24 protein-coding genes and 1 pseudogene are annotated in these 24,071 nt (G+C 60.0%); 19 read left to right on the top strand and 6 right to left on the bottom strand.

What is annotated here, in order from left to right:
* The first annotated feature begins 111 nt into the window (after positions 1-111).
* A complete protein-coding gene (locus BLV67_RS31575; protein ID WP_069787038.1) occupies positions 112-756 on the top strand; it encodes an HAD-IB family hydrolase in 645 nt (214 codons plus the stop codon).
* Between the two features lie 579 nt (positions 757-1,335).
* Here the strand turns inward: BLV67_RS31575 and BLV67_RS31570 are convergent.
* The gene (locus tag BLV67_RS31570) at positions 1,336-2,295 is read right to left on the bottom strand and encodes a LysR family transcriptional regulator (RefSeq protein WP_069787037.1); all 960 of its coding nucleotides are present in this window, start codon (positions 2,293-2,295) and stop codon (positions 1,336-1,338) included.
* Between the two features lie 193 nt (positions 2,296-2,488).
* Between BLV67_RS31570 and argH the strand changes: the two genes are divergently transcribed.
* The 7 genes from argH to BLV67_RS31535 all read left to right on the top strand — a co-directional run bounded on the left by argH (position 2,489) and on the right by BLV67_RS31535 (position 9,553).
* Positions 2,489-3,916 (top strand): argininosuccinate lyase, encoded by a 1,428-nt coding sequence (gene argH, locus BLV67_RS31565; RefSeq protein ID WP_069787036.1) that lies wholly within the window; start codon positions 2,489-2,491, stop codon positions 3,914-3,916.
* A gap of 258 nt (positions 3,917-4,174) precedes the next feature.
* Positions 4,175-5,053, top strand: a complete 879-nt coding sequence (locus BLV67_RS31560; protein WP_017134649.1) for an amino acid ABC transporter permease — start codon at positions 4,175-4,177, stop codon at positions 5,051-5,053.
* A 24-nt stretch (positions 5,054-5,077) separates the two neighbouring features.
* Positions 5,078-5,842, top strand: coding sequence for an amino acid ABC transporter ATP-binding protein (locus BLV67_RS31555; protein ID WP_017134648.1), 765 nt, complete (start codon positions 5,078-5,080; stop codon positions 5,840-5,842).
* 25 nt (positions 5,843-5,867) lie between these two features.
* Entirely contained in the window at positions 5,868-6,689 is an 822-nt protein-coding gene (locus tag BLV67_RS31550; RefSeq protein WP_069787044.1) for an ABC transporter substrate-binding protein, read from the top strand.
* Positions 6,690-6,847: 158 nt separating this feature from the next.
* A complete protein-coding gene (locus BLV67_RS31545; RefSeq protein ID WP_065932210.1) occupies positions 6,848-8,023 on the top strand; it encodes an MFS transporter in 1,176 nt (391 codons plus the stop codon).
* A 94-nt stretch (positions 8,024-8,117) separates the two neighbouring features.
* Positions 8,118-9,065, top strand: a complete 948-nt coding sequence (locus tag BLV67_RS31540; RefSeq protein WP_069787045.1) for a hypothetical protein — start codon at positions 8,118-8,120, stop codon at positions 9,063-9,065.
* 107 nt (positions 9,066-9,172) lie between these two features.
* Positions 9,173-9,553 carry a helix-turn-helix domain-containing protein gene (locus BLV67_RS31535; protein ID WP_074854579.1) on the top strand — a complete coding sequence of 127 codons (381 nt, stop codon included), beginning with the start codon at positions 9,173-9,175 and terminating at the stop codon, positions 9,551-9,553.
* Here BLV67_RS31535 and BLV67_RS31530 read toward each other — a convergent pair.
* From BLV67_RS31530 to BLV67_RS31515, 3 genes are all read right to left on the bottom strand, one after another.
* Positions 9,483-10,040 (bottom strand): AAA family ATPase, encoded by a 558-nt coding sequence (locus BLV67_RS31530; RefSeq protein WP_069787047.1) that lies wholly within the window; start codon positions 10,038-10,040, stop codon positions 9,483-9,485. The genes BLV67_RS31535 and BLV67_RS31530 overlap by 71 nt on opposite strands.
* Positions 10,041-10,404: 364 nt before the next feature.
* Positions 10,405-11,103 (bottom strand): hypothetical protein, encoded by a 699-nt coding sequence (locus tag BLV67_RS31520; RefSeq protein WP_239694336.1) that lies wholly within the window; start codon positions 11,101-11,103, stop codon positions 10,405-10,407.
* 175 nt (positions 11,104-11,278) lie between these two features.
* Complete coding sequence (locus BLV67_RS31515) at positions 11,279-12,337, bottom strand: MBL fold metallo-hydrolase (protein WP_065932215.1); 1,059 nt, start codon at positions 12,335-12,337, stop codon at positions 11,279-11,281.
* Between the two features lie 132 nt (positions 12,338-12,469).
* Between BLV67_RS31515 and BLV67_RS31510 the strand changes: the two genes are divergently transcribed.
* From BLV67_RS31510 to BLV67_RS31495, 5 genes and pseudogenes are all read left to right on the top strand, one after another.
* Complete coding sequence (locus tag BLV67_RS31510; RefSeq protein WP_065932216.1) at positions 12,470-13,096, top strand: TetR/AcrR family transcriptional regulator; 627 nt, start codon at positions 12,470-12,472, stop codon at positions 13,094-13,096.
* A 190-nt stretch (positions 13,097-13,286) separates the two neighbouring features.
* Positions 13,287-14,354 carry a diguanylate cyclase gene (locus BLV67_RS31505; protein WP_065932217.1) on the top strand — a complete coding sequence of 356 codons (1,068 nt, stop codon included), beginning with the start codon at positions 13,287-13,289 and terminating at the stop codon, positions 14,352-14,354.
* A gap of 215 nt (positions 14,355-14,569) precedes the next feature.
* Positions 14,570-15,379 (top strand): annotated as a pseudogene (locus tag BLV67_RS33805) (PAS domain-containing protein); the annotation flags it as partial.
* A 114-nt stretch (positions 15,380-15,493) separates the two neighbouring features.
* A complete protein-coding gene (locus BLV67_RS33800) occupies positions 15,494-15,928 on the top strand; it encodes a methyl-accepting chemotaxis protein (protein ID WP_371919061.1) in 435 nt (144 codons plus the stop codon).
* A gap of 76 nt (positions 15,929-16,004) precedes the next feature.
* A complete protein-coding gene (locus BLV67_RS31495) occupies positions 16,005-16,523 on the top strand; it encodes a DUF1003 domain-containing protein (protein ID WP_069787049.1) in 519 nt (172 codons plus the stop codon).
* A gap of 114 nt (positions 16,524-16,637) precedes the next feature.
* Here the strand turns inward: BLV67_RS31495 and BLV67_RS31490 are convergent, their stop codons facing one another.
* Positions 16,638-17,516: a LysR family transcriptional regulator gene (locus tag BLV67_RS31490; RefSeq protein ID WP_069787050.1), complete on the bottom strand. Its 879-nt coding sequence runs from the start codon at positions 17,514-17,516 to the stop codon at positions 16,638-16,640.
* A gap of 80 nt (positions 17,517-17,596) precedes the next feature.
* Between BLV67_RS31490 and BLV67_RS31485 the strand changes: the two genes are divergently transcribed.
* Positions 17,597-18,304 (top strand): CTP synthase C-terminal region-related (seleno)protein, encoded by a 708-nt coding sequence (locus tag BLV67_RS31485; protein WP_176727920.1) that lies wholly within the window; start codon positions 17,597-17,599, stop codon positions 18,302-18,304.
* Complete coding sequence (locus BLV67_RS31480; RefSeq protein ID WP_069787052.1) at positions 18,301-18,621, top strand: antibiotic biosynthesis monooxygenase family protein; 321 nt, start codon at positions 18,301-18,303, stop codon at positions 18,619-18,621. Before BLV67_RS31485 ends, BLV67_RS31480 begins: the two co-directional genes overlap by 4 nt.
* A 142-nt stretch (positions 18,622-18,763) precedes the next feature.
* On the opposite strand, the gene BLV67_RS31475 is transcribed toward BLV67_RS31480, so the two are convergent.
* Entirely contained in the window at positions 18,764-19,087 is a 324-nt protein-coding gene (locus BLV67_RS31475) for a DUF2025 family protein (protein WP_056859595.1), read from the bottom strand.
* A 231-nt stretch (positions 19,088-19,318) separates the two neighbouring features.
* On the opposite strand from BLV67_RS31475, the gene BLV67_RS31470 reads away from it, so the two are divergent.
* The 4 genes from BLV67_RS31470 (at position 19,319) to BLV67_RS31455 (ending at position 23,966) form a co-directional block, all read left to right on the top strand.
* A complete protein-coding gene (locus tag BLV67_RS31470; protein ID WP_056859596.1) occupies positions 19,319-20,446 on the top strand; it encodes a glycerophosphodiester phosphodiesterase in 1,128 nt (375 codons plus the stop codon).
* A 96-nt stretch (positions 20,447-20,542) separates the two neighbouring features.
* Positions 20,543-20,848, top strand: a complete 306-nt coding sequence (locus tag BLV67_RS31465; protein ID WP_069787053.1) for a PepSY domain-containing protein — start codon at positions 20,543-20,545, stop codon at positions 20,846-20,848.
* A gap of 229 nt (positions 20,849-21,077) precedes the next feature.
* Complete coding sequence (locus tag BLV67_RS31460; protein ID WP_069787054.1) at positions 21,078-22,100, top strand: transporter; 1,023 nt, start codon at positions 21,078-21,080, stop codon at positions 22,098-22,100.
* Positions 22,101-22,349: 249 nt separating this feature from the next.
* Positions 22,350-23,966, top strand: a complete 1,617-nt coding sequence (locus BLV67_RS31455) for an inorganic phosphate transporter (protein ID WP_065932224.1) — start codon at positions 22,350-22,352, stop codon at positions 23,964-23,966.
* The last annotated feature ends 105 nt before the right edge of the window (positions 23,967-24,071 follow it).

The following is a 24,071-nucleotide window of genomic DNA, read 5'->3' as shown; positions in this document are numbered from 1 at the left end:
CTGACCCGCAGCGACCCGGCTGAACCATCAACCTGAACCCCGGCAGGCAAGCGCCAGTCAGAACGCTATGAAATCGCCCCACCTGATCAAGGACCACCCGTGAACCCAGACATGCTCGAAGCCGGCCCCATCGACGCCAAAGTACTCTCCGTCTTTGACTTCGACGGCACCCTCACCCACCACGACAGTTTCGTGCCCTTCCTCAAATTCGCCTTTGGCCCCGTTGAGTTCTACGGCCGGATGGTCAAACTCGCCGTGCCTGGGCTGCGTTTTTTGCTGCAGCAGATCAGCCGGGATGAGTTGAAGGCGCAGTTGATCCGCACCTTTATGACGGGCGTGGAGAAGGCGTGGGTGCAGCAGCAGGCTGAGGCGTATTGCCAGCGCACCTGGGGCAAGTTGATGCGCCCGAGTGGTTTGCAGTCGGTGGCGGATGAGGTGAAGTCGGGAGCGGTGGTGACGCTGTGTTCGGCGTCGCCGGCGTTGGTGTTGCAGCCGTTTGCGAATCGGCTGGGCATCAAGTTGATCGGCACTGAGCTTGAGGTGGTCGACGGGGTGTTGACGGGCAAGCTCACGGGGAATAATTGCCGCTGTGAGAACAAGGTGCTGCGCCTTGAGGCGGTGTATGGGGATTTGGGCGAGTATCGGCTACGGGCCTGGGGCGATACGCGTGGGGATCGGGAGTTGCTGGCGGCGGCGCAGGATGCGCATTTTCGGCATTTTCATTCGAAGAAGAAGCGCGCCAAGTTGCAGCGGTGATGCGGGTGGATGGGGTCGACGGGGAACCCGAGTCGATCCCATCGCTGCCTCGCTGGGGCTCGTGAGCTCCCACAGTGGGTCGATGTGAGGCTGGATGGCGAACTGCATCGGTGCCTGATGCTGTAATCCACGATCCAGCCATTAACACGTTTGAACTCGCCTTCATTAGAGAGGGAGAAAACTCCCCCTCTGATTTTTACCGTGTACTAACGCTTTCTTATGGGGACGATCAGCATCGTTATTGCTTGGTACAACTGAAGGCGCGGCCGCTATACATTTCGGAAGCCTTTTTCTCTGCATCCGCTTGAGAGCTTGCCGTCACAGTAGTGAGAGGCCCTTTCGTCGAGACGGACCTGCAAGAATACGTAGCATCTGCGGCATACGCTGCACACGTAAACATCATCAGACAGGTTGCAACGCAACTGCTGAGTTTACGAACTGGCATTTTCATAATGGCGCTTCCTCGACTGAAATAATGGACCTCCATGATTGAGCCAAGAGAAACCGCCCTGGAACTGTCAGATCTGACAGTTTTTTAGAGCCGTTAGAAATCAATCCAATTTCAAATCAATAAACGGATTACACGGGAGATCTCAGGTCCACGCCCAGCGCCGTCGCAAACGCTTTCACCATCGGGCTTCTCGGCGCGTTATGGCGCAAAATCAGGTTAAACGCCGTGCTCAGGTGAACCTGTTCCGGGCACATTGGGCGCAGGCGCCCTTCCCTGACCAGTGGCGCTGCGTAGTGTTCCGGCAGGAAGCCCAGGAAGCGGCCGGTGAGGATCAGGATGGCCACGGCTTCCACCTGTGAGGCCGACGCGGACTGGCTGTCGTAGGTGACGAAGTTGGCTTTGTCGCTATGGATCGCGTACCGGTGGTTGACCACTTCGTATTGGCGCAGCACCTCTGGGGTGATGTCGCTCGCGTTGAACAGCGGGTGTCCTACGGCGCAGTAGGCGTGGGCTTTTTCTTCGTAGAGGGGGAAGTAGTCGAATTCTTCTCGGCGCTGGTACACCGGCACGATGCCGACAATCAGCCGCCCTTCCACCACGCCGCGCTCAACTTCGTCCAACTGCGAGGCATGCAGGCGCAATCTAATTTTTGGCGATTCGCTGTGTAGTTTCCCTAATGCGTTAATTAGCGGCGAATTAACGTCGGACACGGTGTTATCAATAACGCCGACACTAAGGTCGCCAATCAGCTCGTTTTGCGCCGAACTAAGCTTGTCGCGAAAACTGTCTACCGAGGTAAATAACTCGATGGACGCTTGATACACCAATTTGCCTTCTTCGGTCAGGCCGAATCCTTCGCGGCCCCGTGTGCACAGGCGCATGCCGATGCGAATTTCGAGGTCGGAGATCTGTTTACTGATGGCCGCCAGGCCCACATTCAGCTCGTTTTGTGCGGCGCTGAAGCCGCCAGCTTCGACCACGGCCATGAACACGCGCAGCAATTTGAAGTCCAGCCCGCTCAGTTGCAAGGGCGGTCGTGTGCCGGGTTTTGGCGGTACGTTTCCAGAAGTGGAAAGTGGGGTTTCCATAATACGCGTTGACCTCAAGTGCCATATTCAACAGGCTTCAACCCAATCCTTGAACATAGCCAGGCGGCGATAATGAACATAAACATCCGCCCTTGGCAACCTTGAATACGGCGCGTCAGACGCTGGTTCAGTCTAGTTGAAATCTTATTTTTACTGCCTCCGACTCTTCTAAAAAAAAGCGTGAGGAATACCGATGTCCCAGCCCACCGATCGCCTTTGGGGCGCGCGTTTCAAGACCGGTCCGTCTGCTGCCTTGGCGGCGTTGTCGCGCTGCCCCGAGCGCTATTTCCGCCTGACGCCCTACGACCTGGCCGGCTCCCGTGCCCATGCCCGTGAGTTGCAGCGCGCCGGTTTGCTGGATGAGTCGGAGACCTTGCGCACCCTCGAAGCCCTGGACCGTATCGGTGACGATTTCGCCGCCGGGCGCCTGCATCCAACCCTGGATGACGAGGACGTACACACTTTTATCGAACGCGTATTGACCGAGCGCCTGGGCGCCCTGGGCGGCAAGTTGCGCGCCGGGCGTTCGCGTAACGACCAAACCGCCAATGACCTGCGTCTGTTCCTGCGCGACCATGCGCGCACTCTCACCAGCGAGGTGTTGGGTTTGCAGCAGGCGCTGGTGGAGCAGGCCGAGCAGCACATCGACAGCATTTGCCCAGGGTTCACCCATTTGCAGCAGGCGCAACCGATTGTGTTTGCCCATCACTTGTTGGCCCACGCCCAGTCGATGCTGCGTGATGTGCAACGGTTGGTGGATTGGGATGCGCGCACGGCATTGTCGCCGTTGGGTGCCGCGGCGATGGCCGGTTCTGCCATTGCACGCCAGCCTGAGCATTCGGCCAAGGAAATGGGCTACACCGGGCCGTGCGAAAACTCCATCGATGCCGTCGCCAGCCGTGACCATGTGGCGGAATTCCTGTTTGTGGCGGGCATGCTCGGGGTGAGTATTTCGCGGCTGTCGGAGGAGTTTTGCCTGTGGTCGTCGCGCCAGTTTCGCTGGGTGGTGCTGGACGATGCCTACGCCACCGGCAGCTCGATCATGCCGCAGAAAAAGAACCCGGACATCGCCGAATTGGCGCGGGGCAAGGCTGGGCGTTTGATTGGCAACCTGACCGGGTTGATGTCGACACTCAAATCCTTGCCGCTGTCGTACAACCGCGATTTGAGTGAAGACAAACACAGTGTGCTGGACAGCGTCGACACCTTGCTGCTGGTGCTGCCGGCGATGGCCGGGATGGTGGCAACCATGCAGGTGCAGGTGGAAGAACTGCGACGCCAGGCACCGATGGGCTTCACCTTGGCGACCGAGGTGGCGGATTGGTTGGCCACTCGCGGTGTGCCGTTTAAAGAGGCGCATGAGATTACCGGCGCGTTGGTGCAGGCCTGTGAGCAGCATGAGATTGAGCTGTGGGAAGCCTCGCCGGCGATGTTGGCGCAGGTGGACGCGAGGTTGCTGCCTGAGGTGCGTGAGTGCCTGACCCTGGAGGCGGCGATTGCGGCGCGCAGTGGGTGGGGTGGCACGGCGCCGGAGCGGGTGAGAGAGCAGATTGGGCGGTTGAAGGTGGCGTTGGCTGAGCAGCAGAAGTGGGTTGAGGGTTATCAAGGGTTTCGGATTTAGGCCTGGGCCGGTGTGGTGAGCTGACTGGCGCTTTCGCAGGCAAGCCAGCTCCCACATTGGATCGGGTTTCAACCGTGGGACCGAGTACAGCGGTAGTCGTTTTTTGACGATCGTTCCCACGCTCTGCGTGGGAATGCATCCTGTGACGCTCCGCGTCGCCAAGCCACGCACTAACAGCGGGACGCGGAGCGTCCGAGGCGGCATTCCCACGCAGAGCGTGGGAACGATCAAGCAACACGTATTTTTTGGAGAATCACCATGAACCAAACCCCGGCGGAGCGCTTGGAAGCCGAGCGCAAGTTGTCCGAGAACCAGTTCGATATCACGCAGTACGAGCACGTGCCGAGGCGGTATTACGGGCGGATGTTTTTTGCCACCTTGATCGTGATCGCCCTGGCCGCGCTGCTGCGCGCATTTGCCAACGGGCAGATCGAATGGTCCTACATCGGCCAGTTCCTCACGTCTGAAGCCATCCTCTGGGGCCTGGTCAACACCATCGTCATGTCGATCCTGGCGATGGCGCTCGGCGTGGTGATCGGGGTGATCACAGCGATCATGCGCATGTCGGCCAACCCGATCCTGCGTTATGTGGCCATCACTTACACCTGGCTGTTCCGCGGTACGCCGCTGATTTTGCAGCTGCTGCTGTGGTTCAACCTGGCGCTGATTTTCCCGGTGATCGCGATTCCCGGCCTGTTCAGCATCGACACCGTCGACCTGATGACGCCGTTCGTGGCCGCCCTGCTCGGCCTCAGCATCAACCAGGGCGCGTACACCGCCGAAGTGGTGCGTGCCGGTTTGCTCTCGGTCGACACGGGCCAGTATGAAGCCGCCAAGTCCATCGGCATGCCGAGCCTGCAAGCACTGCGTAGGGTGATTCTGCCGCAGGCCATGCGGGTGATCATTCCGCCTGTAGGCAACGAGTTCATCAGCATGGTGAAAATGACCAGCCTGGCCAGTGTGATCCAGTACTCGGAACTGCTGCACAACGCGCAAAACATCTACTACGCCAACGCGCGGGTCATGGAGCTGCTGATTGTGGCCGGCATCTGGTACCTGGCGGTGGTGACTGTTCTTTCATTTGGTCAGAGCCGCCTCGAGCGTCGTTTTGCCCGCGGCGCCGGCAAGCGTTCGTAAGTTTGGGTTGAGGAGATTTGCCCCATGAGAAGCATCGTCAAGGCCGTCAACCTGAACAAGTATTACGACCAGTATCACGCGCTGCGCGACATCAATATCGAGGTCGAGCAAGGCGAAGTGATGTGCATCATCGGCCCGTCCGGCTCGGGCAAAAGCACCCTGCTGCGTTGCGTCAATCAGCTGGAAAAAATCGACAAGGGCGGCCTGTGGGTCGACGGCGAGCTGGTCGGTTACCGGGTGGTCGGCAACAAACTGCATGAGATGAATGAATCGCAGATCGCCCGCCAGCGCCTGGCCACCGGCATGGTGTTTCAGCGCTTCAATTTGTTCCCGCATATGACCGTGTTGCAGAACATCATCGAAGGCCCGGTGCAGGTGCTCAAGCGCTCGCCCAAGGAAGCCATCGAAGACGCGCTGGAGTTGCTGGCCCGCGTGGGGCTGGCGGACAAGCGCAATGCTTACCCGGTGGAATTGTCGGGCGGCCAGCAACAGCGTGTGGCCATTGCCCGTGCGTTGGCGATGCGCCCCAAGCTGATGCTGTTTGACGAACCCACGTCAGCCCTCGACCCGGAGCTGGTCGGCGAAGTGCTGTCGGTGATGCGCGATTTGGCCACCACCGGCATGACCATGATCGTGGTCACCCATGAGCTGGGCTTCGCCCGCGAAGTGTCCAACCGCATGGTGTTTATGGATGCCGGCCAGATTGTGGAAGCCGGCAGCCCTGAAGAAATTCTAATAAGCCCACAAAACCCGCGTACCCAAAGCTTTATTTCTGCCGTTCGCACTTAACTAAAAAACTAACGAGAACGCCCCCATGAAAAAATTGTTTATCCCCACGTTGCTCGCAGGCCTGATGGCCTCCACGTTTGTGTTCGCGGCATTGCCGGCGGCAATCAAGGACAAGGGTGAGATCAGCGCGGCCATCGTGCCGAACTACCCGCCGATGGATTTCAAGGACACCGCTACCAACAAGCTCACGGGCCTGGATTTCGACCTGGGTAACGCCCTGGCCGAGCGCCTGGGTGTGAAGATCAAGTGGCAGGAAACCGGCTTCGAGCAGATGCTCAGCGGCCTGACCACCAAGCGCGTCGACATTGTGCTGTCGGGCATGAGCGACACCGCCGAACGCCAGAAGTCCGTGACCTTCATCGACTACTTCACCAGTGGCCCGCAGCTGTACACCCTGGCCAAGCGTGAAGACCTCCAGGCATTGACTGACCTGTGCGGTAAAAAAGTCGGCACCAGCCGCCGTACTACCTGGCCGTCGGAAATTGCCGCGTGGAGCAAGGAAAACTGCGAAGCGGTCGGTAAGCCAGCCATTGTGGTGATCGGCACCGAAGGCTCGGCAGATGCGCGGGCGCAGTTGCAGCAGAACCGTCTGGATGCGGCGATGCAGGGCAGCGAGACGATTCCTTATTTGATGTCGCTGGACAAGGGCAAGTACAAGCCGGTGGGCCTGGCGATTTCCAAGCAGTTCACGGGGCTGGGGATTGAGAAGAGCAACACCGAGTTGGTCACGGCGATCAGTGAGGCGCTGCAGGGCATGATTGAGGATGGCACCTACGGCAAGATCCTCAAGAAGTGGGATCTGGAGCGAGGTGCGGTGGAAAAAATCTCCATCAATGCAGGCCAGTAAACACACGATCTAGAATGTGGGAGCTGGCTTGCCTGCGATAGCGGTGGGCCAGTAAGCAATAAGCAAGCTGACCCACCGATATCGCAGGCAAGCCAGCTCCCACATTGGATCTGTGTTCAGATTTGAATTGTGTAATAACAAGGACGCTCGCCCCCACCGTGGCCACCTATTCCCTGGTAATTCGCCGCCTGATGATCTGCTCGGTGACCATCGTGGTCAGCCGCGCCATGACCAGCCCCTTGCTGGCCTTGCTCTTGAGTACCCGACTGGGCCTCAACCAGCAGGACATCGGCCTGTTGATGGGCATTGCCGTGTTCATCGCCACGTTGCTGGGCCTGTATGGCGGCTACATCATCGACCGCCTGGAAAAGCGCAAGCTGCTGATCCTGGCCATGCTCTCCAGCTCCATCGGTTTTCTGTTGCTGACGTTTGCCAGCAACCTCTATCTCACCACCCTGACCCTGGTGATTACCGAAGCCGCCTCGGCGCTGTTCCTGATCGGCTCCAAAGCCATCATCAGCGAGAACCTGCCGGTGGGAGATCGCGCCAAGGTGTTTTCCCTGCGTTACACACTGACCAACGTCGGCTACGCCACAGGGCCGATGATCGGCGTAGTGATTGCCGGGCATATGCCACTGGCGCCGTTTTTGATCGCCAGCGCCATTGCGTTTGGCAGCCTGTTCCTGATGATCGGCATTCCACCAACCCAGCGCGATGACAGCCACAAACCCTTGAGCTTCCTCAGCACCCTGCGCACCTTGCGCAGTGACCGCACGCTGATCCTGTTCACCAGTGGCAGCCTGTTGAGCACCATTGTCCACGGGCGCTACACCCTGTATCTGTCGCAGTTTCTGCTGGTGGCCTACAAACCCGCCGAGGCGCTGAAGATTTTGTCGGCAGTGCTGGCCTGCAACGCCATCACCGTGATTGTGATGCAGTACCAGATTGGCCGGTTTCTCAAGCGCGAACAGTTGCGCTACTGGATCGTGCTGGGCACGTTGCTGTTCATTGCCGGGTTGATCGGTTTCAGCCAGGCACACAGCCTGCTCACGTGGTGCCTGGCGATGTTCGTGTTTACCCTGGGCGAGATGATCATTTACCCGTCGGAATTCCTGTTTATCGACACCATCGCCCCCGACGCATTGCGCGGCAGTTACTACGGCGCACAAAACCTGGCGGCGTTTGGCGGAGCGATGAGCCCGGTGATTTGCGGCTATTTGCTGATCAACGCTGCACCGACCAGCATGTTCTATGCGTTGGGTGCATTGACGGCTATCGGTGGAAGCCTGTGTTTCTTAAGCGGACGCCGTGTAGCTGGCACGCCGCTTATCTAATGTGGGAGCTGGCTTGCCAGCTCCCACATTTTGCTCTCCGAAATCTCTGGTATTTGCGTAGTATTCAGCCATTCATCTCACGGACCCGAGCCCCATGAAATTCGACACGGCCTACAGCCTGAGTCTCGACGACAAGCTGTCGATCTACGACGTTCGAGAACTGAATTTCGACGAAACCGCCGACTTCGACTCCGACAAGGACAGCTTCCTGTGCCCCAACGATGAATGCCGCGCAGCATTCGAAACGGGCAATACGCTGAGCACGTTCAACGCGAAAAACGTCAATTATCAGCGCACGCCCCACTTCAAGAACAAGAGCAGCACCCGGCATATCGACGGCTGCCGCTATGCCAGCACGCACAAGAGCGCAGCGGGTGAAAGCGACGACGAGCGCGAAGACAATTTCCCATCGGAATTTGTACTGACCCGGCGTCAGTACCAGCGCAAGACACCGCCCGTCGTTATTGAGGGAAGCGTCCCACAAGATTCGGCAAAGGCGCCTGCAACCAGTACCCGCTCATCCCACGTCAGCAGCGACACAACCCCGGACAAAACCAGCGTCTTCGCACACCCGGTCGAGTGCTATGTGTCGAATATCGACGACAAGGACAAGCTCAAGTCCATGCCGCTGAAGGTTGGCGAGCACTCCGCTACCTACTGGACGTTTTTCAAGAAGATCGAATACCTGCAAGACAACAAAGGCCTGATCTACTGGGGCAAGATCAAAGCGATCAAGGATTACACCAGCAGCTTTCGCATCGACTTCGAAAAAAAGGTGTGGCTCGACAAAAAGCCCTACTCGGTGAACGTCTACCTGAGCAAAAAACTCATCGAGAACTACCGCAAGCGCACGGCGTTCCTGGAGCAGATCAAGGCGGCAGCCAGCAGCGAACGGGCCTTGTATTGCTTCTTTTACGGCGTGACGCCGGCGCTCAAACAGGTGCCGAGCAAGAAGAACCCCGAGCAGACATTCGGGGTGTTCAGCGCCAATATCGAGAACCTGGACCACTTGATCATTCGTGAGGCACCGGGGTTGGAGTAATGGCTCGCTTGGCCACCATCAAAAAAAATCCAGTTGATGAACGGCGCAAACAACTGTACAAAAACACAGTATAGTTTGCCTTCCCCCGTCGAACCTGGAGAAACCCCATGTCCTCTCTGGCAATGAGCTCTTTCGTAGAACAGCAGATCGTGCTGCACCAATTCACCGCCAAACACAGCGCACAGGCCCGCGTGATGCTGGGCTGGAGCCGTGAAGACCTGGCCCGTCAGGCCGGTTTGGCGGTGGAGGTGGTTCAGCGTTTTGAAAGCCTGGGTGAGGTGGAGGATCAAGCTCGGTTAGCCCTCGCGTTCCGGCTGGAGGCTGAAGGCCTGGTGTTTTTTCCAGGGTTTGCGCCGGGCTGGGGGATGAGCGCACGCAGGTTTGAGGCCGCCCCTGCCGAGCCCGCCGCACCCAGCCTCATCTCGCGGTTGATGGGCTCAGCAACGGCATCAAATGACTCACCAACGCCTCAGCCGAATGGTGCGTAGAGTCCAACCGGATCACCGGGCAGGTCAGCGGTTTCAACCAGCTCTCATGCCGACGCAGGCTGCGTAGGCTGTGGTTGCCGCCATCGTAACGAGCGGCCCAGGCCAGGAATGCGACGCTGTTGGCGTGGCGGCTGCCGCCTTCCAGGATTTGCTCGCCGTAGCGTTGCACCTCGCGCAGTTGCAAGCGTTTGAGCCGTACCTGTGGGTCAAGGCGCAGGAACACCACATGGGTGAACTGCGGGATCATGGCATCGCCCCAGCCGCACAGTGAGCCGGAAAGTACCCAGCCCTCAAGGCCGGCACTCTGTTCCTGCAACAGGCGGATGCGTTCATCCTTGGGCCGGGCGACCGTAAAAGGCTCTGGTGTTTGTTGCCAGTAGAAATAGTCCGAGTCGAAATAGGCGACGCCCAGGCGTTTGGCCAGCGCCTGGCCCAAAGTCGAGGTACCGGCCCCCGCAGCGCCGAGGATGTGAATTTTGTAGGCCATGCCTGCCCTCCATGGCAGTGAGTGTAATACGCGCGGTTTGCAGCACGCAGTGCATCACTTAAAACTCGGGTTTTACATCGGCTTGGGCTGCCTGCTCGTAACCGTAAGCGATTGCCAGCAAAGTGCGTTCGGCCCAGCGGCTGCCGAAGAAATAGGCACCGGTCGGCAAGCCATCCTCATTCTTCCCAGAAGGCAGAGCGCAATTGAGGGTCCAGTGTCCGAATACGTTCTTGCAGAAAATTGACAGGTCAACCGACGTCAGGCCTCCTGGCCGAGCCATTTGCTCGCCAAGCTCGCGAACACTGGCGTACTTCGACCCTCGCATGATTTTATGAATCCCCGTTGCTTAACGCCTTAGGTCATGTCAACTCACATCGTAGGAGGGTTCAGCATGCTCCGTCGTTGTTCGGACGCTGACCTGGCGGTAGGCACGCAACAACAGCGGCAATGCATCACGCGACCACCGAGCAGCGTAAAACCACAGCGTCGCCCCATCGCCCAAGGGTTCGCTGAGTGAAGGATACCCACTGACGCAGGCACGATGAAACGCACCACTCTCGCTGCCAGAGACCAGCGCATCCAGGCGATGCGCGGTCACGAGGTCATCGATCTCATTGCTTTGCAGGGAGAATTGCAGGCTGTTGTCGTCACGACGCGCGTCCACCGGCACCAATTGCGCACCGGCCTGGCGCAGGCGGTCGAAGGCTGCGCATGAGGCTTTACTGTGTTCGACGGCTTCACGATGCTCGCCTTGCACATAGCGGTCAGCAAACCCGATACGCCAACCCGATAGCAACTGGGTAGCGGTAAAGCTGGTGTTATTGCGCACCAGGGGGACTTCCACCATGACCGGCCCGGTGGGGTCGATACCACTTAAAGCCGCGAGTGATAACGCGGGATCCCGCGCAGGTCTTGCCGGCAGGGCCGGTGCGTTGTAGCCGGGAATGGGCGCCGCGCCCACCACTTGCGCCGCGCCGAAGACGATACCTGCGCGGCTCAGATTCTCGGGTTCAGCTTCAACGGGCTCGGCCGCGTGCCCTGCGCTGTCCGCCTTCTCCGTCACGGGCAAGGAAAGTCCCGGGCGACACGGCATCCCCAACCGCCAATGTTCCCTACAGTCTTTTTCCATCAGAACTCGCCCCCCCGACAATTGATAGCGCGGGATCATCGCACTCTCATCTGGCGTTTGTCGTGCCCCTGAAACACCCTGAAAAATCCTTTTTCCAGACGGCAATGCTTCAACCCGCGGCGTGTTCTTTCGCACCTTGAGTTTCCACTTCCAGCCACCACGCATGCCCGCGTTCCGGCTGGTTCAGGCTGAACGCCTGCCCCATCGCCGGCGTGGTGATCGACACATTGCGTTCCCAGGCCAGGGCCATGATGCGGTCGAACGGTTCGTGCCAGGCGTGGAAGGCCAGGTCGAAGGTGCCGTTGTGGATCGGCAGCAACCAACGGCCTTTGAGGTCGATGTGCGCTTGCAGGGTTTGCTCAGGCTGCATATGCACATGGGGCCAGTCGACGTTGTAAGCACCTGTTTCCATCAGCGTCAGATCGAACGGGCCGTATTGTTCGCCGATGCGTTTGAAGCCGTCGAAATAACCGGTGTCACCGCTGAAAAAGATCCGCCGGGCGCCGTCGATCATCACCCAGGAACACCACAAGGTCTGGTTGCCATCAAACAGGCCACGCCCGGAAAAATGCTGGGCCGGGGTAGCGATAAAACGGATGCCCTCGACCTCGGTGCCTGCCCACCAATCCAGTTGCCGGACTTTGCTGGCATCTACGCCCCACTTGACCAGCGTGTCGCCCACGCCCAGCGGCGCGAGAAAATAGCGAGTTTTGTCGGCCAGTTGGATCACCGCGTTGCGGTCAAGGTGGTCGTAGTGATTGTGGGAAAGGATCACCGCTTCCAGTGGCGGCAACTCTTCAAGGCTGATCGGCGGCTGATGAAAGCGCTTTGGCCCGGCCCAACTGAAAGGCGAGGCACGTTCGGCAAACACCGGGTCGGTGACCCAGAACTTGCCGCGCATTTTCAGCAGCACGGTGGAATGCCCCAGGCGATACACACTGTGATCGGGCGCCGCCAACAGCTGCTCACGCGTCAGCGGTTGCACCGGGATCTTGCCTACCGGGCGCGTGCTGCGTGGCTTGTTGAACAACATGTTCCAGAAAATGCGCAAGGTTTTGCCAAAGCCACCGTGCTGCACCGGAGCATCGTTGCTGAAATGCCCTGGCGCTTGCTCGGCAGCCTTTGGCGCAGCAGGCGCGGGGTCGAGACGGGTTGAAATCGTGGCCATTGCAGAGTGGCTCCAGGGTCGGCTCATAAAATACACCGCGCAGACCAATTACACTGCACAGTGTAGTTTCTAGATTGCAACAAAACCCTGAGCAAGTAAACTACCGAGTGTAATTTCCTTTTAGAGCCGACCATGACTGCACCTCTGCGCCTCACCGACCGTAAACGCGAAGCCATTGTGGCAGCCGCCATCGCCGAGTTTCGCGCGAATGGGTTCGAGGTCACCAGCATGGACAAAATCGCCGCCACCGCCGGCGTTTCCAAGCGCACGGTGTACAACCACTTCCCCAGCAAGGAAGAGTTGTTTGCCGAAATCCTCCACCAGTTGTGGGCCAGCAGCGTTGCCCAACTGGACGTGAGCTACGCCGGCGACCGCCCGCTGCGCGAGCAATTGCGCGGGCTGCTGGAGGCCAAGATGCTGATGATGTCGGACGCCAACTTCCTCGACCTGGCCCGTGTGGCGATTGCCGCCACCATCCATTCGCCGGAGCGCGCACAAGACATGGTCAACCGCCTGAGCAAGCGCGAAGAAGGCTTCACCCAGTGGGTGCGCGCTGCGCAGGAAGACGGCCGGCTGTCCTGCACCGACCCCGCCTTCGCCGCCCACCAGATACAAAGCCTGCTCAAGGCCTTCGCGTTCTGGCCGCAGATCACCCTGGGCCAACCTGTGCTGGACGCCGCCTGCCAGGCCAGCGTGATCGAGTCAGCCATCGACCTGTTCCTGGCCGGTTACGAAGTGCGCGCACCCGGGCCGCAGTAAACCCTGTTGCAGGCGCGACATTCCAGGTCGCTTTTGGCGTATTCCCACACGGTGCTACGCAAATGGCCTGGAAGGACACTGATTATTCCCACGCGAATAACTGACAATATTCACCGTTAATACCCGATCAACGGTTCTACCCGCTGACGCACGCTGTCGTACCCGCAAAACAGAGCTGACCCGGAACACTATGGAAAACAGACGAGGCAAAGGGCTTTCATTTGCCAGACGTATCTACAAGCCAAGGATCATCGGGCTGGGTATCGGTTGTATCAGTGTGGCCGGTGCCCTTTACCCCCTGGCGATGCCCGGCTGGGTGTGGGCATTCATGCTGTTCAATGGCTTTGTCTGGGCGCATGTGGCGTATCAGCTTTCAGCCCGATCACAATTTCCCTATCAGGCGGAACAGCGCAACCTGCTCTATGACTCGTTGTTCGGCGGCTTCTGGGCCGCCGCCACCCAGTTCACGCCCCTGACGGCCGTGACCGTGCTGTCGATGATGACCATGAACAATGTCGCCGCCGGCGGCATGCGCCTGTTTCTGCGCGGGCTGCTGGCGCAAGCGGCGGGTATCGCGGTGGCATGGGGCCTGTTCGGGGTCAAGTTCAACCCCACCGTCAGCCTCAGCCAGGTCTACACCTGCCTGCCGATGCTGACGCTCTACCCGATGGCCATCGGTATGGTCTGCTATCAGTTGGCAATCAAGCTCTCGGAACACAAACGCGCCCTCAGCGCGCTGAGCCGTATCGACAGCCTCACCGGCCTGCTCAACCATGGCTCGTGGAAAGACCTGCTCCACCTCAAGTTCCATAAGTGCCAGCAGCAAGGCAGCCACGCCACCATCGCGCTGATCGACATCGATCACTTCAAGCAGATCAATGACACCTACGGCCATATCGTCGGTGATGCGGTGTTGCGCCAACTCAGCCAGGAATTACGCCGGCACCTGCGGGAAAACGACTTGGCCGGCCGTTATGGCGGCGATGAGTTCTGTGTGATTTTGCCGCAAATGCCGCTGGAAGAAGCCGCGCAAGTCATGGAACGCATGCGCGAAACGTTCGGCAACTATCGCAATACCCAGATCCCGGAACTGCGCGTGAGCCTGAGCATTGGTCTGGCCGATTTTCAACGGTTGTTCAGCGATGCCGCGATGTGGCTCAACGCGGCGGACCGTGCGCTGTACACCGCCAAGGAAACCGGGCGTAACCGGGTGAATGTCAGCGATTACGTGGTCGCCCATTCCGCCCGAGTTGTCTGATAACACCTCGTCTGAATCTTACGCCCGCGCCGCGCAGCGATAGCATAATGCCGCCACTGGTCGCCTGCCCAATAATGGTCCTGCCCTAACGGCGAACTTCTTGGCAGGCTGATCACTCTGAACCCCTTGTTCCGCCCCCTCTGTCAGCACCAGGAAGCTGACAATGAGCAAGTCAACCGTAAGGCCCAGGGCCATACGGGGTCAGGCGCCTATTCATGGATACCTCTGACGCGTGCTTCCCCGAGCCCTCGAACATGCTATTCAACGCCCATAAAAAAACCATCAGTACCCTGCAACACACCAATGCCCAGCAGGCCAGCCTTCTCGACGCGATTGAGCGCTCCATGGCCGTGATTGAATTCGACCTGCAAGGCAGCGTGCTGCGCGCCAATGACAACTTCCTCAAGACCATGGGCTACCGCGCCGAGCAGATCCTGGGGCAGTCACATCGAATGTTCTGCACACCCACGTTCGCCCGCAGCGCCGAGTACAACCAGTTGTGGACGCAACTGCGCAACGGCCAATTCCAGTCCGGCACCTTTGAGCGGCTGGCCGGCAATGGCCAGTCAGTGTGGCTGGAAGCCAGCTACAACCCGGTGCGCGATGAGGCCGGCCAAGTGGTTAAAGTGGTGAAGTACGCCATGGACGTCACCCCACGCCTGCAAGCCGAAAGCGAAGCCAACGCCAAGCTGGGCGCCATTGACCGCGCCATGGCAGTGATTGAGTTCAACCTCGACGGCACTATCATCACGGCCAATGACAATTTCCTGCAGCGCATGGGCTACAGCCTGGCGCAGATCCAGGGCAAACATCATCGTCTGTTCTGCACGCCGGAACTGGCCAACAGCACGGCGTACAGCGAGTTCTGGAAACGCCTGAACCAGGGTGAACTGTTCAACGGCCAGTTCGAGCGTGTCGATAAACACGGCCAGATCCTGTGGCTCGAAGCCAACTACAACCCGGTTTACGACGCCAGTGGGCGCCTGTGCAAAGTGGTCAAGTTCGCCTCGGACGTCACCGCCAGGGTGCAGCAGCACGCTGCCGACGCCGCCAGCGCGGCCCAGGCTTACCATATTTCCCTGAACACCCGGGATGTGGCCGAAAAAGGCGCCGACGTGATCCAGCAAACTGCCAGCGGCATGCGCGAAATTGCCGCCGACATCGACACGTCCTCGCAACTGATCGCCAAGCTCGGTGAGCGTTCGCAGCAGATCACCGCCATCGTCAACACCATTCGCGGCATCGCCGACCAGACCAACCTGCTGGCACTCAACGCTGCCATCGAGGCGGCACGCGCGGGTGAGCAAGGCCGTGGTTTTGCCGTGGTGGCTGACGAAGTGCGGCAACTGGCAGCCCGCACCAGCGGCTCGACGGCGGAAATCTCCGGCATGATTGCGATGATCCAGGACGAAACCCGCCAAGCCATCGAGAGCATGGACAGCACCCGCGACCGCGCGGCGCTCGGGGTCGACCTGGCCAACCGTGCGGGCACGGTGATCCTGCAGATTCGCGAAGGCACCACCGAGGCGGTGCAGGCGGTGAGCGCGTTCGCTAACGAGCGCGGCAACAACTGACCGGTTCTTCATGTGTCTGTCGGGGGGCGCGGTCTATAGTGCTGGCTTGTCTTAACGCTAAGGATTCGAGCCCGCCATGACCCCCGACAAGCCAGAAGCCGTACCTGTCGATCACCTGCGCTTCCACCGCGGCCACGCCCATCTGGCGCCGACCTTTGGCAACGACACCTTTGCCCTCAAGGCCGAAGCCTTTGCACGTTTCTTCGGCACGCCGACCTTTCTCGGCGCGCAAACCGCGATCGTGGTGTTGTGGGTGGTGCTGAACATCACCGGCGTCACGCACTTTGACGTGTACCCGTTCATCCTGCTCAACCTGGCATTCAGCCTGCAGTCAGCCTACGCCGCGCCGCTGATCCTGCTGGCCCAGACACGCCAGGCCGCCCGCGACAAAGCCCAGTCCGACGCCGATGCGCAGCACCGCGAAGCCCTGGCCATCGCCAATACCGAACGCCAGGCCCAGGCCGCGCAAACCACCAAACAATTGCTGGAGTTACTGGAGCAGAACACCCGGCTGACGGAAATGACCAAGCAACTGACCGAGCGTATCGAGATGTTGACGTGCGAGATGCATGAGCAGTTTGTGCGAAAAAACTGAAACGTCTGCCAGAGGAGCTCTCCTGGGGCTGGCAGGCTTGTTGTGGCGAGCGGGCTTGCCACAACAAGCTCCCTCGCCACAGGTATCCGGTCCATCCTTGGCTGACAGCCCGGCTCAAGGCAGCCGGATATGCCGCCCCAACTCATCAAACAAGGTCACCACCGAACGCAGTGCCCGGCAGTCCGGGCGCGTCAGCAACCACAGCGCGGTCTCACGCCCTGCCAGCGCGGGGCCGAGCGGTTGCAAACCCTCTTGCAACAGAAAGTCCGGCAACGCTGCCACGCCCAACCCTGCCCGCACCAACTCGGCGACCGACAACATGCTGTTACAGCGATAACTGGGGCGCACGCCCGGCAGGTGTTCACGCCGCCAGGCCACGGTGGAGTGATCGGGCAAAAAGTCATCCGGCGCGATCCACGCCAGTTCGGCCAACTCACGCCCCTGGTTTTGGCGGGCATAACCGGCGCTGGCGCACACCTGATAAGCCACGCTGCCCAGGCGGCGGCCCACCAGGTGCTCCGGCGGCGTCCTGGTCAGGCGCAGGGCAATGTCCGCGTCGCGGCGGCTGAGGTTGGCAAAATCATTGGACGTGCTCAATTCCAGGGTCAACGCCGGGTAAGCCGGCATGAACTGCGCCAGCGCCGGCAACAGCAAACCCTGCAACACCGAGTCGGTGCAGGTCAGGCGCACGGTGCCGCTGATCACTTCGCCGCCCTGCTCCACCCCGATGCGCGCAGCTTCCAGCGCCTGCTCGGCCTGTTCGGCCTGCTGCGCCAGGTGGCTGGCCAAACTGGTGGGCAGGTAGCCGGCGCGGCTTTTTTCGAACAAGGTCTGGCCCAGCGCCGCCTCCAGCCTTCGCACCGCACGGAACACCGTGGACACGTCCACCCGCAGCAGCGCCGCCGCCCGCGCCAAGGTGCCGCCACGCACCAGGGCGAGAATCAGCGACAGGTCCGGGTAATCCAGTTGATAGTGCGCGGCTGCATTGAGCATGTGGGCAAACGCCAATTTTGATTGCGTGAGCGCCAATCTATAGTGAGCCCCAGGACACCACAAGCCATGGGATGTACACGATGAAAACCACCCTGCTGCACCTCGCCCTGATCGGTGATTACAACCCTGACGTAACGGCCCACCAGGCCATTCCCGTGGCGCTGCAACAGGCTGCCGACACCTTGGGCCTGAACGTGCAGTTGCACTGGCTGGCGACCGACTCGATCACCCCGGCTACCGAACTGCATGCCTTCGACGGCTTCTGGTGCGTGCCCGCCAGCCCCTACCGTGATGCCGACGGCGCACTGCGGGCGATTCGTTTTGCCCGCGAGCAAAAACGCCCCTTCCTGGGCACCTGCGGTGGTTTTCAACACGCGGTCATCGAATATGCCCGCAACGTGCTCGGCTGGACGGATGCGGAGCATGGCGAACTGGCGCCCGAGGCCCAGCGCGCGGTTATCACGCCGCTGGCGTGTTCCCTGGTCGAGGCCACCGGCAGCATCCGCCTGATGCCCTACACACGCATCGCCGAGGCCTACGCCAGCCTGGACACCCACGAAGGTTACCGTTGCAGCTACGGCATCAACCCCGCGTTCGCCCATGCGTTGCTCGAAGGCGACCTGATCCCCAGCGGCCACGATTCGGCGGGCGATCTGCGCGCCGTCGAACTGCTGGACCACCCGTTTTTCGTCGCTACCTTGTTTCAGCCCGAACGCGCGGCACTTAAAGGGCTTACGCCGCCACTGGCGGTTGCCCTGCTCAACGCCTGCCAGGCGCAATCGGTATGATCGCCAACACGCCCGCCCCACCCTATTACGCAGTGATTTTCAGCTCGTTGCGTACCGAAGACGATCAAGGCTATGGCCAGGCCGCCACGCGCATGCTGGAACTGGCGCGCGAGCAACCGGGGTTTCTGGGTGTTGAGTCGGCGCGGGAAGACGGCTTGGGCATCACCGTTTCCTACTGGGCCAGCGAAGCGGCGATTCTGGCCTGGAAGCTACAGGCCGAACACAGCCAAGTACGCGAACAAGGCCGCGCCCATTGGTATTTGGCGTTTCATACACGCGTGTGCAAGGTGGAGCGGGCTTACACTTTCCAGCGTTGAAACACAGCCTCAAGCCCCCCTGCAAAACCCTGTGGGAGCGGGCTTGCTCGCGAATGCGGTGTGTCAGTCAATTCATCTGCAACTGACCCACCGCATTCGCGAGCAAGCCCGCTCCCACAGGTTGATCTCCACTTGCCTGGACCTAACTCACCAAACTGCGCAACGCGCTGATCTGCGGGATCTCCACCCGGCGCATATACACGCGCAACGGCTCGGTGATGTTGATTCGGTCATCGATATTCTGGTCCAGCAGCAACTGCAGGCGCTCGCGCGACAGGGTCATGGTGTGGTCGGCGGCCGGCAGCCAGACGAATTCGGCGGTGGGGATGATGCCGTCATCGGCCACGTCCATGCCGAAGGCGTCTTCGCTGAAACGCACGATGTAGTGGCCGGTTTTGCGGTTAAGGCCGACAAAACCCTGGAGTTGGTCGGCGGCCTGGCAGATAAGCTCGGAAGTGATGCGCATGGTAAACCTCACTGAAAAGTCCCACAGGGACTGGAAAGATGGTTTACACGCGTGGCAGAAATTACTGCCCTCTGACGGGGCAGCTTCAGCCAAGAATACTGCAACGCAGCACAAAAAAGCCCAAAAATAGCCTCGTGAGTACCTTAATGTCGGTTTGGTGATAGCGCCTTTCGCAATCAATTGTTAAAAAGGACGCCTTCTCAAAGTTACCTCCACGAAAGGACTTCGCATATGCCTGTTACGTTTACCAAGAGCGCCCTGCTGCTCGCTCTGATGCTCGGCCTTGGTCAGGCACAGGCTGCCGACCCGATCAGCCCGGCTGAATTGGCGACAAACGAAGGCATTCCGTACCCGGCTGTCATTGCTCACCGTGGCGCATCCTACGACGCCCCCGAATCCACCGCCGCTTCCTACAAGCTCGCCCGCGACCTGGGTGCCGACTACCTGGAAATGGACCTGCAACGCAGTAAAGACGGCGTGCTGTTCGCCTTGCACGACAACAACCTGCAACGCACCACCGACGTGGCCACCAAGTTCCCCGAGCGTAAAGACGCCCCGGCCAACGAGTTCACTTGGGCCGAACTGCGCACCCTGGACGCCGGCAGCTGGTTCAACGCCGCCTACCCGGACCGCGCCCGCCCGGCGTTTGTCGGCCTGAAAATCCAGAGCCTGGACGAGATCATCAAGATCGCCGAAGGCAACCCGCAGCACAAACCTGGCCTGTACATCGAGACCAAGGAGCCCAAGCAGTTCCCGGGCATCGAAGCCGACCTGAAAAACAAGCTGCTGGATAAAGGCTGGTTGAGCTCCGCCGGTTCCAAGCTGGGCAAGAGCAACACCGGCGTGGGCCAGGGAAGAGGCCGCGTGGTGCTGCAGACGTTTGAAAAAGACAGCTTGAAAGAGCTGCAAAAAGAAATGCCCAACACCCCGAAAATCCTGCTGTTGTGGGTCGGCCCAGGCAGCATCGAGCCTAAATCGGCACAAACCTTCGCCGAATCCGGCGAAACCACCAAGGCCGCCTACTATGCCAAGCAAGAGCCAAAAGACGCCGCCGAGTTCGAAAAATGGGTGGACGAAGCCAAGAGCCTCGGCGCCATCGGCACCGGCCCTTCGGCCGAGCTGACCAACCATGGCGACCAGAGCTACACCGACCTGGTCAAGCCTGAAATGAACAAGCTGACCCACGACAAAGGCCTGCTGGTGCACGTCTACACCGTCGATGAGCCGGTGGACTTCGAAAAAGTCATGAAGGCCGGCGTTGACGGCATCTTCACCAACCGCGCCGCCGAACTGCTGAAGTTCTACAAGCGCTGGCCTTCGTCGAGCGTGCAGGACCTGCTCAAGGACAACGGCTACTGAGTAATTGGTGGGTGTCATTGCGCCATTAAGGATGAATTAAGTTGCGCTGGTTAATCTGGCGCCACTTAAACAGCTCACCGAAGAAGGACACACACTATGAAAACCCTGACCGCCCTGTTCGCCGCCACCGCCCTGACCCTAACTGCCGGGTTGGCCCAGGCGGATGTTCGCCCTGACCACATTGAAGGTTTGCTCAAGTCCGGCGCCGTGATGCCGTTCGAAAAACTCAACGCCGCCGCCGTGGCCAAACACGCCGGTGCCAGCATCACCGACACCGAGCTGGACCACAACAATGGTGTACTGGTGTACGAAGTTGACCTGACCGACACCGCCGGCAAACGCTTTGAAGTGAAGCTCGACGCCAAGACCGGCGCCGTACTGGAAGACAAACTGGACACCTGAGTCATGGTTTAAAAAAACCGCGCCACGTTTAAAGTGGCGCGGTTTTTTTATGCCTGCTCGCCAGCCATCCCGAAGGGTTAATCACATTACACCGACAAAGCGCAGGCCTGGGCCTGGAAAATCCGCTGAGCGAGTTTTCAAATTGTCACAAAATCGTCATCACGCCTTGCAATGATTCGCCCACGCGAACCTGTGAAACGTCCTACAGGCGCTTTCTCTGCGAGCCGCCATGAACCACAGCATCGACCACAGCCACCAGGATCCCGATCTGTTTGGCTTGCTTTACGGTTTTCGTTTTCGGCCCGGTGAAAAGGGCGAGCAGATTGATTCAGCGACCGCGCTGGCGGCGTTAAAAGCGCCGCAAGACCCGGAAGAATTCCTGTGGCTGCACCTGAACCTGGCCCACGCCGCCTGCGAGCGCTGGATGCAGGCCAACCTGTCATTGCCCGACGAGTTTTTCGAAGCCCTGCACGAAGGCTCGCGCTCCACCCGTATCGAACACGTCGACTCGGCCTTGCTGGCGGTGGTCAACGACGTGGTGTTCAACTTCAGCAGCATGGTTTCGTCGGATATCTCCACCCTGTGGGTGTGCGCCCGCAGCCGTTTGCTGGTGAGCGCACGCCTGCAACCGTTGCACTCGGTGGATAAATTGCGCTCGTCGGTGAAGGCCGGTGAACGCTTTCGCTCGCCGCTGGAACTGTTGGTGCATTTGCTGCGCGACCAAGGCGAAGTGCTCACGCAGATCGTGCGTAAAACCAGTCTCAGCGTCGACCATATCGAAGACCAGTTGCTGTCCTCACGCCTGTCCACCAACCGCGCCGAACTGGGGGCTGCGCGCCGGGTGCTGGTGCGCCTGCAACGCCTGCTGGCACTGGAGCCGGGCTCACTGCTGCGCCTGCTGAACCGCCCGCCGCAGTGGCTGCAAAAAGAGGACGTGAAGGAGTTGCGCAAATCCACCGAGGAGTTTGCGCTGATCATCAACGACCTCACGGCCCTGGGCGAACGCATCAAGCTGTTGCAGGAAGAAATCGCCGCCAACCTCAACGAACAAAGCAACCGCACGCTGTTTACCCTCACGGTGGTGACGGTGTTGGCGTTGCCGATCAATATCATCGCCGGTTTTTTCGGCATGAACGTGGGCGGCGTGCCGCTTTCCACCGACCCGGAAGGGTTCTGGATCCTGGTGGCGCTGGTGGCGACGTTTACCTTGATTGCCGGGCGCTGGGCGTTCCGTAAGCGCAAAGACTATTGAATTGAAACACAGTCAAAATGTGGGAGCTGGCTTGCCTGCGATGGCTATCTACCCGCCAACTTTTTGTTGCCTGATACACCGCTATCGCAGGCAAGCCAGCTCCCACATTGATTGCACTCTGACATTAGCTTTGCGGGGTTTTATAGATCAACGGTAGGCTCAATTCCTTAAACACTGACCTGCCGCAGCATCTCTGTAACATTCTGCAATGATCATCAGGAGCATCCTCCCCACACTGGATGCTCCGGCATGGCCACCCCTTCCCTGACTGCTTCCGACGTCGTCTCACCCGCAGACCCCAAACCCCGGCTGGATAAAAAACCCGGCCTGCTCACGGTGATCATTTTCTTTGCCGTGCTCGCCATGGGCTTGTTGTTCACCGCCTACAGCCTGATGCACGACATGCACGAACTGGGCACGGTGGTGACCACCTGGACGCCGTTCCTGCTGCTGGGCGTGGCGCTGTTGATCGCCCTGGGTTTCGAGTTCGTCAACGGCTTTCACGACACCGCCAACGCCGTGGCGACGGTGATCTACACCAACTCGCTGCCGCCGCATTTTGCGGTGGTGTGGTCGGGCTTTTTCAACTTCCTCGGCGTGCTGCTGTCCAGCGGCGCGGTGGCATTCGGCATCATCGCCTTGCTGCCGGTCGAGCTGATTTTGCAGGTCGGTTCCTCGGCCGGCTTCGCCATGATTTTTGCGCTGCTGATCGCGGCGATCCTGTGGAACCTCGGCACCTGGTGGCTGGGCCTGCCGGCCTCGTCGTCGCACACGTTGATCGGCTCGATCATCGGCGTCGGCGTCGCCAATGCCCTGATGCACGGGCGTGATGGCACCAGCGGTGTGGATTGGAGCCAGGCCACCAAGATCGGCTACGCCCTGCTGCTCTCGCCGCTGATCGGTTTCGCGTTTGCCGCCCTGCTGTTGCTGGCCCTGCGCGCCTTTGTCAAAAACCGCTCGCTGTACAAGGCGCCCAAGGGCGACACCCCGCCGCCGTGGTGGATTCGCGGTGCATTGATCGCCACCTGCACCGGGGTGTCGTTCGCCCACGGCTCCAACGACGGGCAAAAAGGCATGGGCCTGATCATGCTGATCCTGGTGGGTACGCTGCCGATGGCGTACGCGCTGAACCGCACCATGCCTGCCGAACAGTCCTTGCAGTTTGCTGCGGTGGCTGAGGTGACCCAAGTGGCACTGGTGAAAAGCGCACCACAAGTATTACCGGGCGACCCACGGCCGATTCTCTCGACCTATGTGCGCACCAAGGAAGCCACCCCGGACCTGGTGCCGGCCCTCGCCGCTCTCGCCGGCCAGATTGGTGACGAAGTCAAAGGTTACGGCTCCCTGGCCAAAGTCCCCGCTGAAGCGGTGGGCAACGTGCGTAACGACATGTACCTGACCAGTGAAACCATCCGCCTGATGGACAAGGGCAAGGTCGGCAACTTCGACGCCGACACCCAAGGCAAGCTCAAACTGTTCAAAGACCAGATCGACGCGTCCACGCGCTTTATCCCGCTGTGGGTGAAGATCGCCGTGGCTATCGCGCTAGGGCTGGGCACCATGGTCGGCTGGAAGCGCATCGTGGTCACGGTGGGCGAGAAGATCGGCAAGACGCACCTGACTTACGCCCAGGGCGCTTCGGCCGAGACGGTGGCGATGCTGACCATCGGTGCGGCGGATATGTTCGGGCTGCCGGTGTCCACTACCCATGTGTTGTCCTCGGGTGTGGCGGGCACCATGGTGGCCAATGGCGGTGGCTTGCAGATGAAGACCATCCGCAATCTGCTGATGGCCTGGGTGCTGACATTACCAGCGGCGATTCTGCTGTCGGGCAGCCTGTACTGGCTGTTCACCCAATTGTTCTGACCTGACACCGTTGATCGTTCCCACGCTCTGCGTGGGAATGCAGCCCGGACGCTCCGCGTCCCAAAGCGTGACGCAGAGCGTCACAAGAGGCATTCCCACGCAGAG

Origin of the sequence: Pseudomonas salomonii (assembly GCF_900107155.1) — a bacterium.
GTDB classification, from domain to species: domain Bacteria; phylum Pseudomonadota; class Gammaproteobacteria; order Pseudomonadales; family Pseudomonadaceae; genus Aquipseudomonas; species Aquipseudomonas salomonii.
The sequence above is the reverse complement of the archived record's forward strand: the minus strand, read 5'-3'. Positions and strand labels throughout refer to the sequence as shown.